Genomic DNA, 14,688 nt, shown 5'->3' with positions numbered 1-14,688 from the left:
CTTCAACCTTCACCGACCTTCAACCTTCAACCTTCCCGACTTCCATCCCCGCATCCATCCACTTCTGGTATGCATCGAATGTTCCGTTGAAATAGACGTGCACAACCTGGTTGTGGGTAATGCGCGTGATCGCTTCGAACACCTCGGCGTCGTCGGTGCTGTGCGCGACCAGCATGCCGCGTTCGGGGGCGAAATCGTCTTCGCTGGGGGGAATGACGAAGACCAGCCATTCGTTCGGATAACGACGTTCAACATCGGCGATCAACTCGACGTTGCCCTTCTCCTCCATGCCGGTATAGGGGCAACCGCAGTCGCAATCGACGCCACAACCGCCGTGTGTGCCGCAGGAAAGGGATGTTCCGCCATGCCCGGCGGATGTCAGGTTGATCATGATCGGCATGGCAACCCTCCGTTACATGTGGATCGCCGCGCCCTCAGCCGCCGCGTGCGCCGCTTCGACAATCGCTTCGTAGAGCGTCGGATGGGCGTGAACCGTGCGCATGATCGATTCGGCGGTCGCTTCGTGTGACAGCGCCAGACCTCCCTCGGCGATGAGTTCGGTGACGCGCGGACCGATCATGTGAATGCCGAGCACCTCATCGTACTGTTTGTCGGCGACAATCTTGACGAACCCCTGGCGCTGACCAAGGATCGTCGCTTTACCGTTGCCGGTGAAGGCGAATTTGCCCACCTTCACATCGTACCCCTGCTCACGTGCTTTTGCCTCGGTCAACCCGACGCTGGCGATCTCCGGGTTACAGTAGGTGCACGCCGGGATCTTGCCGTAGTCGAGCGGTTGCGTATGATGACCGGCGATCGTTTCAGCAGCGACGATACCTTCAGCCGATGCTTTGTGCGCCAGCCAGGGCGTGGTGGTGGCACAGTCGCCGATGGCGTAAATCCCTTCGACATTTGTGCGCATATGATCATCGACTTTGATGAATCCGCGTGGATCGAGCGCGACACCGACTTCTTCCAGCCCGATGTCACTGGTATTTGGCACAATACCGACGCCAACCAGCGCACGCTCAAATGTGAGTGCATGCTCGGCGCCCTGTACATCGACCAGGCGCGCCATCACGCCGCCGTCGACCTTCTCCAGGTTGTTGAGTTTTGCGCCAGCAAAGATTTTGATGCCACGACGATTGAGCGCGCGGGCGAGTTCGGCGCTGACCTCCTCATCTTCGAGCGGCACAACGCGCGGCAGCATTTCGACCAGTGTCACCTCTGCGCCGAACGCGCGGTACATCGAAGCGAACTCGACCCCAATTGCGCCTGCACCGACCACCAGGAGCGATTTGGGAACGGTGGGAATGTTTAGCCCGCCGGTCGAAGAGAGGATGCGGTCATTGTCGAACACTGCGCCGATCGCCGGGATTTCGCGGGGGCGAGCGCCGACAGCGATGATAATATGCTTTGCCGTCAATGTGCGATGCTGCCCTTCGGGGCTGCTGACCGCAACCTGTCCGCGTCCGGCGAGACGGGCAGATCCGTTGACAACATCGATCTTGTTCTTCTTCATCAAGAACGAAACGCCGCTGGTCATCGTCTTAACCACGGTGTCCTTCTGGCGCAGCGTCGCTTCCCAATCGAGCGACACGCCTTCGACAATCACGCCGAAGCGTTTCGCCTCGCGCAGTTCATCGAGCAGATCGGCGGTATGGAGCAATGCCTTGGTCGGGATGCACCCGACATTCAGGCAGACGCCCCCCATCGCCTGGCGCTCGACGACGGCGGTTTTCAACCCAAGCTGGGCAGCGCGAATGGCAGCGACATATCCGCCGGGTCCGCCGCCAATGACAATCACATCGTAGAGGGTGTCGGTCACGGAAGTCACCTTTCTATTCAGTGCGTCTGGATTGCAGACGGGAATGTGCGGATCGACTCGCGAGCGGCGGCAGGGCGCCGCCGGTCGTCCGCGAGTCGTGTAAGCGGTATTGTACCACGAGAACATCGGGTCAGAAAAACTACCGCTCCACCATCGCCCGGTTTGCCGACTCCTCCATCAGCGCCAGTTGGCGCGCCACTTCTTCAACGGCGATGCGCTGCTTGCGGTACAGGTCAGACTCACTCATCGCCAGCCGGTCGGCGGTTTCGCGGATGCGGCGCCCCTGCAGGAAGCGCATCTCCAGGATGTTGTAGAGCAGCCACTCCTGCGCCGAGGGGTCGAGTTGCGCATCAGGGCGCAGATTCTCAATCGCCTGGCGCAACACCGCCTGCAATGCGCGCGTCGGACTGCCCCCTTGTTCCTCGAGGACCCGGCGCACCGTGCGCAATCCGAGCAGCGGACTTTCGGAGAGTTTCGGTCCGCCCCAGTAGTGCGCCAGCGCTTCTTTGACCAGTTGGGGAAATTCGGGCAGTGATGCAACGTCGGATTCGAGCGTCTGAAGTGAAGCAGGGGTCGCCTGTTCGAGTTGCGTGCTGAGATGCTGGAGCGACTGCATATCCGGTCCCAGCCCGCGCAGGGTGTTGAACAACCGCTGCTGCATCTGAACGGTTTCGAGCGCCAGTTCCATTCGGTGGGTCAACGCACCGATCAGGCGCCGCGCATCGACGCTCAACGTGTCGTGCGGGTAAGCGATGCCGAGACAGCCGAGCAACGCGCCGTCAGGGGTGCGCAGCGGCAGCAACCAGAACCCTTCAACCCGCAAAAATGCGTCGGCTGGCGGGGTGTCACCGGGTGGTCGCACCGGCAATCGTGAGAGACGCGCCATCAATTCTGTGAGCGGGTGTTCGTTGACGAATCGCCGCACCACCTGGCGCGATCCGACCAGCGTTTTGACTGTGTAGCCGCCTGCATCATCCGGTGCAGCGACGAATCCTGTCTCGGAGCGCAATGCCCCGCATGCAACCACCAGCGTATTCTCCAGCAGACTCCGCAGGTCCGCCTGGGTGAATGTATTGCGTGGCAGAGCGCGCAGATAATCGATCTCGGCGTGATCCTGCGCATAGACCAGGGCGTCGAGGTATGGTTTCAGCCGGTTGACGAACAGCGGCATAATGACGGTCATAATAACTACGCCAGCGGTCAGCAGCGCCTGCTCCGGCAACCCCAGCCAGCGCGCCAGGATTGGTGTCGCACGCAGGAACAGCGCAATACTGACGCCGACGAATGGACCGTACAACACCCAGCGGATAAAGTCCTGCTTGATCAGACGGTCGGGAAGCGGCAATCCCTGGAATGCGATACTGTAGACCATCACCGTCGTCATCATCAGGACGGCGACGTTGCCCACGGCGACCAGGAAGAGCACGACTGTGAACGGAATCATGTTCTCCGGGAGAGGAATAATGAGAAAGGGATAGACCGCGATCGCCGGACCGACGAATGTCAGACTCAGGTATGTGATCCGCCGGCGCAGGGTTGGTGTGAGCGCTGCGTCGCGCACGTGGAGCGTGGTTGCCAGCCCGGCGAGACACGCGATGGTGAAGTAGAGCGTGAAGACCCAGAAGAGCGGACCGGCGTTGAATTGTGCAACAGGTTGAACCTGGACACCGTTGCGCAATACCAGGTCTGTTCCCCATGCCAGCGCCAGGAACACAGCGCTGATGACGTAAGCCATGGGAACGCTCCAGCGTCTGCGGAGGTTATGCTGACCACTGAAATCCAGCAGGGCATCGGCGAGGTGAATGTATCCTGCTGGCACACCGACGATGCCGAGCCACTGGGCGCGCAGCAGGAAGTGAAGGGTCTCCTCACGCTGCACCTGCTGCGTTAGCACGTCGCCGCCAAAGACAACGACAATGCTACCAAGCAGCACCGCCAGCGCGCGCGCAATGGGAGTGTACCGGTTTTGCAGCACCAGGTAGACCAGGAGTGAAAATGAAACGATCAGAACGGCAGAAGCCAGAATATCGTTGACCGCAAGGAGCAGGTTGGTCAAAAATGGCAGGTCGATCATACCGTTTTGTATCTTTCGCCACAGACCATGCAATTGTTATAGTATTGTACACGATCAAAGTTACGCACCTGTCGTAACTATTCACACCTGGGGCAACACTCGCGCCTGGGAGCGCGGGCGTCTCGCCCTCGTCGCGTCTACGAGGGCACAATGCCCTCGTCTCCAGGAGAGTCGAGATGGGACTATTCTCCCAGTTTGCGCATCTCTTCTGCGATGCGCAGACCCTCAATCTGACCCGCAGCCGGTGGTGCGGTAAGGTTGTATGAGATAATCTGACGCTGGAGGTTGGTAAGCATCTCGTGGTATTCGGCGCGCAAACGGGCGCGGATGGCGGGTGGAAGGCGCGACCAGCGGCGGTTGGTGTCGTGGAGCCAGGCAGCGATGCGGGCGCGCTCAGTGTCAATATCACGGCGAGCTTCAATCCACAGAGGGGCGAACCCGGCGTTCTTCAGCATGCGAAACCCGGCGCGCATATCTTCCGGCGTCAGCGCATCATCGTCATACATCAGCGGCTTACCGGCGCCGGGCAGGTTGTCGAACGCACCTTCGGCGCGCGCCTGTTCGATCAGACGATCAATCACTGTTTCCACATCGTTCGGGTTCGGCGTGCTGCGGTGCGCCCGACCACTGCTGTTGTCACGCGCCTGTTCGAGCAGACGCTCAAACAGGGTCGCGCCACCGGGATATTCAGACGCCTCCCGTGGAGCGAGCGGATCATTATGCTCAGGTGTCGGTTGGTCGGTCATAAGGAACACATGACGGTATGGAAGCCTTGCCGCGCATGCGCCTAACGCGCCGCAACACTCGCTGCGCTGCTGATCGTCCCCCAGATCAGGTTCGGCAGCAAACCGAGCAGCACCACCAGCACCGTTGATACGATGATGGCAGCATTCGCAACCGGCGGTGTCGAGAAAGGCGTCGTTGACGGCGCTGGCAAAATCCACATCGCCTTGAGAAAACGCAGATAGTAATACAGACTGACGACCGTCATCACAACGGCGACGGTCACCAGCGGAACGGCGCCTGCCTGGTAGCCCGCCATAAAGACAAAGAACTTCGCCCAGAAACCGGCGAGTGGCGGAATGCCTGCAAGTGACAGGATCAGGATCGTCATCATTAAGGTCAGCGGCATATTGCGTCGCCACAGACCCTGCATGGCACTCAGGTCATCACTGCCCAGCGCCCTGGTCAGCACCGCCAGCACACCGAAACTGCCCAGATTGGTGAGCGTGTAGACGATCAGGTAGTAGATCAGCGCTGACGTGCCGAATGTCCGATCAACCGGTGATGTCGATGACCAGAGCAGCACGGCGAGCAACAGAAAACCGGCATGCCCGATCGATGAGTACGCCAGCAGACGGCGCGCATTGGTCTGCGGCAGCGCTGCCAGATTCCCTACCAGCACCGTCACCAGCGCCAGGATCGCCAGCACGCTCGTCCAGCCGCTGAATTCTTCCAGGCGCGGCGTTCCAACCGCCCCTGGGAACGCCGTCGTCAGCAACCGGTAGAGCAGCAGGAACCCGGCTGCTTTCGATGCCGTCGAAAGGAAGGCAGTCACCGGTGGCGGCGCTCCCTGATACACATCCGGCGCCCATGTGTGGAACGGCACGACCGAAATCTTGTACCCCAATCCGGCGATCACGAACAGTATGCCAAGGATCAATAGCGGGCTGCGCGCGGCGTCACCGGTTGCAAATCGCCCGACTTCCGAAAAGAGCGTGGCGATGATCGGCGTGCCGCCGGCTTTCTGATTCTCACTGGCGACGAAGCCGTAGGTCAGGCTGATGCCGTACAGGAAAATCGCCGAGGAGAGCGATCCAAACAGGAAGTATTTCAACCCGGCTTCTGGCGAGCGTTCACTTTCGCGGAAGTATCCGGCAAGCACATAGAGCGCAATCGACGACAGTTCCAGCGCCAGATACGCCAGAATGAACTCCGTCGCCGCTGCCATGATCGACATCCCCAGGGTCGAGAAGATAAGCAACGAATAGAACTCGCCAGGATTGGCGGTCAACCGATACCCCATCGCCAGCAGCGACGTCAGCAACGCTGCGCCGATGAAGGTCAGGCGCGCTACCGTGGTGAACTCATCGGTTGCGAACGCGCCCAACACCGGCGATCCTCCCGGACCGCCCGCCTGAAGATTGCGCCCCAGCGTCAGCAGAACGTCCAGCGGTCCGCCGGTCGGATCAGGGACGGTGAAGAGGAAGCGGCTCTGCACCAACCCCACGATGAATACCAGCCCCAGACCGACAGCGGTCAGTTGACCGGCTTCTCTGGCGCGTTCAGCCTGCGCCTGTGCGCCGCGCCCCCAGCGCGTCAGAATATCGGAACCGAGCACCAGCAACCCCAGCAGCAGGAGCATCAACTCCGGAAGAATACGCGGGATATCGGTGATCTGGAACGACATATCACCCTCAACCTTCCCCCTGCAACGTTCCACCTGCAACGTTCAACGTTCAACGCTCAACGTCCCACCTTCCACCTGCAACGTTCAACGTTCAACGCTCAATGCTCAACGTTCCACCTTCCACCTGCAACGTTCAACGCTCAACGCTCAACGTTCCACCTTCCACCTGCAACGTTCAACGCTCAACGCTCAACGTTCCACCTTCAACGCCCCGCCATCCCCAGCGCCCCGGCACGCGCCAGCGCCTCGGCGATCGGTCGCACGCTTGCTTCAATCGGTTCGGTCAAATACGCCGGGTAGATCCCGCTGACAATCAGCACAGCCGCCAGGATCGCGCCGGCAACATACTCCGGCGTGGTCAGTCCAGGCAGGCGGCGGAACTCAGGGTTCTTCAGTTCACCGAAGAACACCCGGTACACCGCAAGCAGAATATAGCCAGCAGTGATTGGGATTGAAATGCCGGCCAGCACCGCAATCAGCGGGAATCGCTGCCACATGCCCATGAAAATGTTGAACTCCGCCCAGAAGCCTGCCAGCCCCGGCATCCCCATCGACGACAGCCCGGCGATGATGAACACAATCGCAGCGAAGGGCATCACATTGAAGAGACCGCCGAGTTCCGGGAACTGCCGGGTGTGCGTCCGGTCATACACCATCCGCCCGACAACCGCAAAGAAGAGGGCGGTCATCACGCCGTGGGCGAACATTTGCAGCACCGCGCCGGTTATGCCGATGGTATTGGCTGCCGCCAGCCCCATAAGCGTCAACCCCATGTGGCTGACCGACGAATACCCGATCATGAACTTGAAGTCGCGCTGCGTCATGGCGATCGATGCGCCATACACCGCATTGATCAGCGTGGCGATGGCAATCGGCAGCAACCAGTAACTGGCGCCTTCGGGAAAGATCCACATCGCCACCCGCAGACAGCCATACGCCCCCAGTTTCATCAACACACCGGCGTGCAGCATCGAAACCGCCGTCGGCGCGGCGACGTGTCCGGTCGGCGACCACGTATGGAACGGGAACATGCCCGCCAGCACTGCGAACCCAAGGAACAGCGGCACGAAAAAGACGATCTGAACATCGCGGCTGAACAGCGCCGATTGCGCCAGCAGGCGCATATCGAAAGTGCGCAGCGTCCCGCTGTAGTAGACGGCGACCATGCCCAGAATGATGAACGCCGACCCGCCCATCAGGTAGAGCGTCAGTTTCATCGCGCCATACTCTTTGCGCGTGCTCCCCCAGATGCCGATCAGCAGATACATCGGCAGCACCGCCAGTTCATAGAAGATGAAGAGCAGGAACAGGTCGAGCGACACGAAGACGCCGTATACGCCAGCAGCCAGCAGCAACAGTAGCGCCCAGTATTCGCGCGTCCGTTCTTCGATATTCCAGCTGATCAGCGCACCGGTGAAAATGACCAGACCGTTGAGCAGCAACATCGGCAGGCTGACGCCATCAACGCCAAGGATATAGTTGATGCCGAGTTCCGGCAGCCAGGGAACTTCTTCGAGGAACTGAAACTGCTGCGGACTGCGGTAGTCATACGCGAGATACACCAGCAGCGTCAGCGCCAGTGAGATGAACGAGAAGACTGCGCCAACGATGCGGATTTCACGCTTTTGTTCCGGCTTCAACAGCGCGATGATGAGCGTTGGCGCCACCAGGCTGAGCCATATCAGGCTGAGCCAGGGAACATTCGTCGGCAGATCGATCAGGTTCATACGTCGTCCTGTTGCATATCGCCGTTCACGGCAGGAATACTCTCGCCAGCGCGGTTGCCGTCTGGTTCGACAGGTCCATGATCGGCGCCGGGTAGATGCCAAGGATCAGCAGCGCGATCAGCAGCGGTGCAACTGCCAGGAACTCGCGTCCGGCGAGACGCATGTCGGGCATAGCGCTGCGTTCGTTCGTCTGCCCATGGAACATCTGCCCATACATGCGCAGCAGCGCCAGCGCGGTCACAACCAGCCCGATGGTCGCCAGCAGCGCGAAGAGCGGCAGCGATGCCCAGACGCCGCGGAAGATGAAGAACTCGCCGACGAACCCGGCAAGACCGGGCAACCCCAGGTTGGCGAAGGTCGCCACGCCCATTGCACCGGCAAAGACCGGCATCGTTGTGCGCAACCCGGCGAGCGAGCGCATGTCGTCGGAGCCGGTGCGTTCGGCAAGCATGCCCGCCATCAGGAAGAGCGCGCCGGTTGAGAGACCGTGCGCAACCATCTGGAACAACGCGCCATTGATCGCCGTTGCACGGGTGGCGACATCCGCCGCGCCGACGGTCGCAGCTGCGGCAATTGCCAGACCGACGTACCCCATGTGGTTGACCGAGGTGTACGCGATCAGGCGCTTGAGGTCGCCGCCGACCTGACCGAGTGCGCCGAAGGCGCCAGCCACAACGCCGATCAGCGCCAGCGCGCCGATTGCCGGACCAAAATACTGCGCCGCGTCGGGAACCAGGGGAAGCATCAGGCGCAGCATGCCGTAGGCGCCCATTTTCGACATCACCGCCGCCAACAGGATGGACGCCGCTGGCGGCGCTTCGCTATAGGCGTCCGGCAGCCAGGTGTGGAAGGGCCAGATGCCGAGTTTGATCGCAAAGGCGATAAAAATCGCCCAGAACGCAATCGATGTGTAGAGCAACGGGTAACGCCCAAGCACATCGGCAATTCCGAGTTGCTCGACATAATTGAAGATAATCTCTTGCAACGTCAGGTTCACCGGATCGAGCGCCGCGCGTTCGACCGTCAACCCCTGCCCCAATCGCGCCAGCGTGATCAGATCGAACGTTGGAATACCGGCGGCGGCGGTGGCGACATAGAAGAACTGAAACAGGAGGAGCATGCCGATCGAACCGGCCATGGTATAGACGAAGAACTTCAGTGCGGCATCGCGGCGGCGCTGTTCCGGGTCGGCATCAGTGGTGTGGCGGCGTCCCCATCCTTGAATGAGAAAATATGCCGGAACCAGGCTGAATTCCCAGAAGATGAAGAAGAAGAAGAAATTGAGCGCCAGGAAGTACCCCAGCATTGCCGTTTCCAGCAGAAACATCAGCGCCAGGTACAGTTTCACCCGCTGTGTGACGCTGAACGACGCCAGCATCGCCACCGGCGTCATCGCCGCCGTCAGGATCACCAGCGGCATACTGATGCCGTCCACCCCAACGAAATAATCGACCCGGATCGCCTGCACCCACGGAATCTTCTCGACGAATTGCACGACCCCCTGCCCATCGGCGGTGGCGTTCGGGTTGAACCCGACCCAGACGATAATTGCCAGAGCAAGGGGGACGGTAGACCACGCCGTTGCGCCGATCATGGCTGTGCGATCATCGAGGCGCAGCGCGCCTGCCAGCGCCGTCAGCGCCAGCCCGACCAGGGGTGACAGGATCAGCAGCGTCAGCCATGGCGTCGATGCGTATGCCAGGTATGTCATATGGTTACCTTCGGACCTGCAACCCTACTGCTGTGTTCGGGACGTGCCTTCAACCTTACGAACCTTCACCGCACCACATACAGGTACAGCACCCCCAGCACGACAGCGCCGGCAAAAGCCAGCGCAACATAATCCTGGATTTTGCCGGTGGTTGTCCGGCGCGTGCGATCCCCGGCAACCTGCGTGCCGGTTGCCACCAGGTCGGCGCCGTCGTTCAGCACGGCATCATCGATAATAAAGTTCACCTGTCCCAGGAAACGGGTAAAGCGTCCGGTATCGATCACCAGGCGATCCAGCACCTGTGCATCGAACCATGTCCAGACGCGCGCCAGGATGGTTGTGAGTGCGCCGAACGTCGCCGCGTACAGTTCATCGATATAAAACTTGCGGTTGAGCATGGTAAAGACGCCGGGAACCATCCGTTCCAGCGGGTCGGCTTCCTCAGCCGAGGCTGTGAACGCCTGACGGTACACCAGCCAGCCAAGCGCAATGCCGACAAGCGCAATCGCGCTCGAAATCCCCATGACCAGCAGGTTCAGTTTTCCTGCTTCCTGCCCGAAGAACTCCGCCAGATGATGGAACCCGTCGAACGGTAGATTGACGAGACCGGCGAACACAGCAAACAGCGCCAGAATCACCAGCGGCACGGTCATCGTCCAGGGACTTTCGTGCGGGTCGTGCGCCTCGTGGTGGTGATCAGCGTGGTGCGCGAACGCATACGCCGGTTGCCGTGGATGATGACCGCGGAACGATCCGAAAAACACCAGCATCACCTGGCGTGTCATGTAGAATGCCGTCAGGAGTGATGCCAGGCTGAGCACAATCCATACCAGCGTATTGGCGCGAAACGCATCCGCCAGGATTTCGTCCTTGCTCCAGAACCCGGCGAAACCGGGGAACCCGGCAAGCGCCAGAAAGCCCGCCATATAGGTGAAGAACGTCACCGGCATCAGACGGCGCAACCCCCCCATGTTGCGGATGTCCTGCGCGGTATTCGAGTCGTGACCGACCGCAGCTTCCATACCGTGGATAACCGACCCCGAACCGAGGAACAGCAGCGCCTTGAAGAAGGCGTGGGTCAGCAGGTGAAACATGGCTGCCACCCATCCGCCGATGCCCAGCGCCGCAACCATGAACCCCAGTTGCGAAAGGGTCGAGTATGCCAGAATGCGCTTGATATCGAACTGACCGACGGCGATCAGCGCGGCGAACAGCGCCGTGAACGCGCCAATGGTTGCAACAATCGGCAACGCATCGCTGACCTGGAAGATCGGGAAGGTACGGGCGGTCAGGAACACACCCGCCGACACCATGGTGGCGGCGTGGATCAGGGCTGAGACCGGAGTCGGACCTTCCATCGCGTCAGGAAGCCAGACGTGCAGCGGGAACTGCGCCGATTTGCCGATGGTGCCGCAGAAGATCAGCAGCGCGATACCGGTGGCGGCGCTGATGCCGATGCCGGTGACCGTGGCAGCCAGCCGCTCCAGCAACTCCGGGTTGAACACCTGTCCGGGTCCTGTGCCGAGTTCCAGGGTGCCAGCTTCAGTCCACAGCCATGCCAGACCGATCATCAACAGCACGTCGCCGATCCGGGTAGTAATGAATGCCTTGATCGCCGCCTGGCGCGGGGTGATCTGGTTGGGATCGGCGTAGTTTTTATCGTACCAGAAGCCGATCAACAGGTAGGAGCAAAGCCCCATGATCTCCCACGCCATAAAGAAGAGCAATAGATTGCTGGCCATCACCATCGCCAGCATTGCGGCGGTGAAGAGCGAAATGAACGAGAAGAAACGCGCCTGGCGCGGATCATGCGCCATGTAGCCGACCGAAAACAGGTGAATGCAGGTGGCGGTAATCGTGACCATCACCAGCATCGCCGCCACTGCCGGGTCGATGATATACCCCATGGTGAATGGGATGTCGCCGCCGGATGGCGCCCAGCGCACGGTGCGAACGATGTTCGGGTCGCGCCACTCGAAGCCGTGACCGGCCTTTTCTCCGGCAGGCGCTGCGGTGTGTGTCGCGTGCGTCGGTTCTGCAACTGCGCCATCTGGTTCGATTTTGACGCCGCTGGCAACTTCGACGGCGGTGCCGAGCGCGATGATCGTCGCACCGACCATCAGCAATGTCGCCAGCCATGCGCTCGCCTGCTTATTGCGCTGGATCGGCGTCAGGGTAATGACCGCAAAGCCGATCAGCGGCAGGAGCGGGATCAGCCAGGCATTCTGCAAAAACCATCCCATACGCTGTCCTTGAACTGAGAACTGAGAACCGAGAACTGAGAACCGGGAACCGAGAACAACCTTCAACGTGCAACTTTCAACCCCAAACCTGTAACCTTCAACGTGCAACCTGCAACCCCAAACCTGCAACCTGCAACGCTCCCACGTTCAACCTGCAACCTGCAACTGTCAACCTGCAACCTGCAACCTGCAACTGTCAACCTGCAACCTGCGACCTGCAACTGTCAACTTTCAACCTGCAACCTGCAACCTGCAACGGCATCTCTCACCCGCGCAAACTATCGACCTCATCGGCATTGACGGTCTGGCGCGCGCGGTAGATGGCAATAATCATCGCCAGACCGATGGCCGCTTCCGCAGCGGCAACGGTAATGACAAACAGCGCGAAGGTCTGTCCGGCGACGACATTCGGCTCCAGGTAGCGCCAGAACGCAACCAGATTAATGTTCACGGCGTTGAGCATCAGTTCAATGCCCAGCAGAATGCCGACGGTGTTGCGCCGTGAGAGTGCGCCGAATAGCCCGACGCAGAAGAGTGCGCCGGCAAGGGTCAGCACCCAGGGAAGTGGAACCGCCTCAGTCATTGACGGCATAGCGCGCCTCGATGCAGAACAACAGGAAAGCAGAACACTCAGCCTCGATCCCGCTCACGTCTCGCCGCCGGTGGCCTCCGACGGTTGAACAGCGCTCACCGCTGGCTCAGGAAGGGTTGCAACCTGCTGCTGCCGTTGCCGACGCAGACGCACCTGTTCCGCCAGCGTCAACACGCGGCGTCGTTGCTCACGCTCCTCGAAGGCGACCACAATCGCGCCGATCATGGCAACCAGCAGCAGGATGGCCGCCACTTCGAACGGCAGAAGATATTCGCGCATAAATGCCGTACCGATCTGTTGTGCGCCGGAGATGGACGGCGGTTGACCGGCAGGCGGCGGCGGCGGGAGTTGCCATGCGTGGGTCATGACCGTCGGCACGATCAGGAGTCCGAACAGTGCTGCTGGCACAAGCAGTGCGATCCACCAGCGCGGTGTCAGTTGCCGATTCTGGCTTCCTTCCAGGTCACGCGTCAGCATGATGGCGAACAGGATCAGGATCGACACCGCGCCGACATAGATCAGCACCTGCGCCACGCCGAGGAACTCCGCCTCCATCAACAGGTAGAGCGCGCCGACGCCGAAGAACGACGAGATCAGCCAGAGTGCAGCATGCACAATGTTCTTTACCGTGACGGTCATGATCGCCGCCACAAGGATGAACACAGCAAAGACCAGGAAGAGAATGGTTATCAATGTATTCATATCGCCGATCCGTCAACAGCGCTTATCCCGCTGGCACGCTCAGGGCGCCACGACCAACTCCTCGTCCCATTCTTGCTCTGCCGGACGCTGGTTGATCGAGAGAATCCAGTATGTGGCGGCGATATTGATAATTGCCGTCACAATCACCGCGATCAACTGACGTTGCCAGGAGGCGAAGCCATCGAGATTCACCACTCCGCTCCACTGCGCGCCTGTCCACTGCGTGATCGACACCATCAGCGATGCGGACACAATATTGACCAGCGCGAGCGGCAGCAACAGTTTCCAGGCAAAGTCCATCAACTGATCGACGCGCAACCGCGGGAACGCGCCGCGCAACCAGATCATCACAAAGAACAGAATCCAGATTTTGGCAAGCAGATAGAATGCCGACAGCGCAGCAGCAGCATGCACCCAGGGACCGCCCATATTCGCCAGCGCCGCGACCCCCGGTCCCTGCCATCCGCCAAGGAATGCGGTGGCTGCGAGCGCTGCCAGTGCGAAGTTGAGAATATACTGCGCAATATAGAACGTGGCAAACTTCATTCCGCTGTATTCGGTCATATACCCTGCAACGATCTCCGAGTCGGCCTCTGGAATGTCGAACGGCGTGCGCTCACCTTCCGCCAGCGCGGCAATGAAAAAGACCACGAAGCCAAGCAGCCCGACCGGCGTAAACACCCACCATCCCAGACCAAGATCGAGCGCCTGCACCGGTTCATTCGGCGAACCGGGGAACGATGTGATTGTGGTATAGAGCAGCGGCGAACATCCCGCCGGATCGTTGCAGAGAATGGTCGCGCCCATGATCGGCACGCCCGCCTGCAAGTGCGGCAGGTTCAGCAGCGACATGCCGCCAGCCAGGACGACGACGGTCAGCAGCGCAGTGACCGCCGGGATTTCGTAGGAGACCAGTTGCGCAACGGCGCGCATCGCGCCAAGTAGCGCGAATTTGTTGTTCGACCCCCAACCCGCCATCATCAGCCCGACGCCCGATACCGCCGATACTGCGACAATGTAGAGCAGGGCGACGTTCAGATCGATCGGCTCCCACCCGCGCCCCCAGGGAATGACGGCGAGCATCATCGCCACCGGCGCCAGCGAGACGACCGGCGCCAGCAGGTGAACCCAGCGATCAGCATTGCGTGGAACGATGTCTTCCTTGGTGAACATCTTGACCGCGTCGGCGATTGGTTGCAGCAAACCCGCCGGTCCGACCCGGTTTGGTCCGAGACGGTCTTGCATGCGCGCAACAACCCGTCGCTCCGCCCACACCATCAGAATGAAGTTGCCGACGGCGTAGAACAGGACGATCGTTGTGACGATCAGATAGGCTATCAAGACGATCAACCAGTCGGGCAGGGCGCTGCCAATCCACGATCTCAGAATGTCCGTCATAGT

Annotated in this window: 11 protein-coding genes; all 11 read right to left on the bottom strand. The window is 60.5% G+C overall.

Features of this window, described 5'->3' with window-relative positions:
* Positions 1-19 precede the first annotated feature (19 nt).
* Positions 20-400 (bottom strand): hypothetical protein, encoded by a 381-nt coding sequence (locus ROSERS_RS15440; protein ID WP_011957712.1) that lies wholly within the window; start codon positions 398-400, stop codon positions 20-22.
* Between the two features lie 12 nt (positions 401-412).
* The gene (lpdA, locus tag ROSERS_RS15435) at positions 413-1,828 is read right to left on the bottom strand and encodes a dihydrolipoyl dehydrogenase (protein ID WP_011957711.1); all 1,416 of its coding nucleotides are present in this window, start codon (positions 1,826-1,828) and stop codon (positions 413-415) included.
* A 139-nt stretch (positions 1,829-1,967) separates the two neighbouring features.
* Complete coding sequence (locus ROSERS_RS15430; RefSeq protein ID WP_011957710.1) at positions 1,968-3,902, bottom strand: histidine kinase N-terminal 7TM domain-containing protein; 1,935 nt, start codon at positions 3,900-3,902, stop codon at positions 1,968-1,970.
* Between the two features lie 182 nt (positions 3,903-4,084).
* Positions 4,085-4,648: a J-domain-containing protein gene (locus ROSERS_RS24260; RefSeq protein ID WP_011957709.1), complete on the bottom strand. Its 564-nt coding sequence runs from the start codon at positions 4,646-4,648 to the stop codon at positions 4,085-4,087.
* Between the two features lie 41 nt (positions 4,649-4,689).
* Positions 4,690-6,312, bottom strand: coding sequence for an NADH-quinone oxidoreductase subunit N (locus tag ROSERS_RS15420; protein ID WP_011957708.1), 1,623 nt, complete (start codon positions 6,310-6,312; stop codon positions 4,690-4,692).
* A gap of 203 nt (positions 6,313-6,515) precedes the next feature.
* Complete coding sequence (locus ROSERS_RS15415; protein WP_011957707.1) at positions 6,516-8,039, bottom strand: complex I subunit 4 family protein; 1,524 nt, start codon at positions 8,037-8,039, stop codon at positions 6,516-6,518.
* 25 nt (positions 8,040-8,064) lie between these two features.
* Positions 8,065-9,750 (bottom strand): complex I subunit 4 family protein, encoded by a 1,686-nt coding sequence (locus tag ROSERS_RS15410; RefSeq protein WP_011957706.1) that lies wholly within the window; start codon positions 9,748-9,750, stop codon positions 8,065-8,067.
* A 65-nt stretch (positions 9,751-9,815) separates the two neighbouring features.
* Positions 9,816-11,993 (bottom strand): NADH-quinone oxidoreductase subunit L, encoded by a 2,178-nt coding sequence (gene nuoL / locus ROSERS_RS15405; RefSeq protein ID WP_011957705.1) that lies wholly within the window; start codon positions 11,991-11,993, stop codon positions 9,816-9,818.
* A 265-nt stretch (positions 11,994-12,258) separates the two neighbouring features.
* A complete protein-coding gene (gene nuoK / locus ROSERS_RS15400) occupies positions 12,259-12,576 on the bottom strand; it encodes an NADH-quinone oxidoreductase subunit NuoK (RefSeq protein ID WP_366946659.1) in 318 nt (105 codons plus the stop codon).
* 63 nt (positions 12,577-12,639) lie between these two features.
* Positions 12,640-13,287, bottom strand: coding sequence for an NADH-quinone oxidoreductase subunit J family protein (locus tag ROSERS_RS15395; protein ID WP_011957703.1), 648 nt, complete (start codon positions 13,285-13,287; stop codon positions 12,640-12,642).
* Positions 13,288-13,326: 39 nt separating this feature from the next.
* Positions 13,327-14,685 carry a complex I subunit 1/NuoH family protein gene (locus ROSERS_RS15390; RefSeq protein WP_011957702.1) on the bottom strand — a complete coding sequence of 453 codons (1,359 nt, stop codon included), beginning with the start codon at positions 14,683-14,685 and terminating at the stop codon, positions 13,327-13,329.
* Between the last annotated feature and the right edge of the window lie 3 nt (positions 14,686-14,688).

The organism is Roseiflexus sp. RS-1 (genome assembly GCF_000016665.1).
Lineage (GTDB): Bacteria > Chloroflexota > Chloroflexia > Chloroflexales > Roseiflexaceae > Roseiflexus.
Note: the sequence above shows the minus strand (reverse complement) of the source record. Positions and strands in the feature narration are given on the sequence as shown.

What these genes read in the sequence shown, in the direction of transcription:
- ROSERS_RS15440 (WP_011957712.1), bottom strand. Translation starts at nt 400, where the DNA reads ATGCCGATCATGATCAACCTGACATCCGCCGGGCATGGCGGAACATCC.
- ROSERS_RS15430 (WP_011957710.1), bottom strand. Translation starts at nt 3,902, where the DNA reads ATGATCGACCTGCCATTTTTGACCAACCTGCTCCTTGCGGTCAACGAT.
- ROSERS_RS24260 (WP_011957709.1), bottom strand. Translation starts at nt 4,648, where the DNA reads ATGACCGACCAACCGACACCTGAGCATAATGATCCGCTCGCTCCACGG.
- ROSERS_RS15420 (WP_011957708.1), bottom strand. Translation starts at nt 6,312, where the DNA reads ATGTCGTTCCAGATCACCGATATCCCGCGTATTCTTCCGGAGTTGATG.
- ROSERS_RS15415 (WP_011957707.1), bottom strand. Translation starts at nt 8,039, where the DNA reads ATGAACCTGATCGATCTGCCGACGAATGTTCCCTGGCTCAGCCTGATA.
- ROSERS_RS15410 (WP_011957706.1), bottom strand. Translation starts at nt 9,750, where the DNA reads ATGACATACCTGGCATACGCATCGACGCCATGGCTGACGCTGCTGATC.
- nuoL (WP_011957705.1), bottom strand. Translation starts at nt 11,993, where the DNA reads ATGGGATGGTTTTTGCAGAATGCCTGGCTGATCCCGCTCCTGCCGCTG.
- nuoK (WP_366946659.1), bottom strand. Translation starts at nt 12,576, where the DNA reads ATGACTGAGGCGGTTCCACTTCCCTGGGTGCTGACCCTTGCCGGCGCA.
- ROSERS_RS15395 (WP_011957703.1), bottom strand. Translation starts at nt 13,287, where the DNA reads ATGAATACATTGATAACCATTCTCTTCCTGGTCTTTGCTGTGTTCATC.
- ROSERS_RS15390 (WP_011957702.1), bottom strand. Translation starts at nt 14,685, where the DNA reads ATGACGGACATTCTGAGATCGTGGATTGGCAGCGCCCTGCCCGACTGG.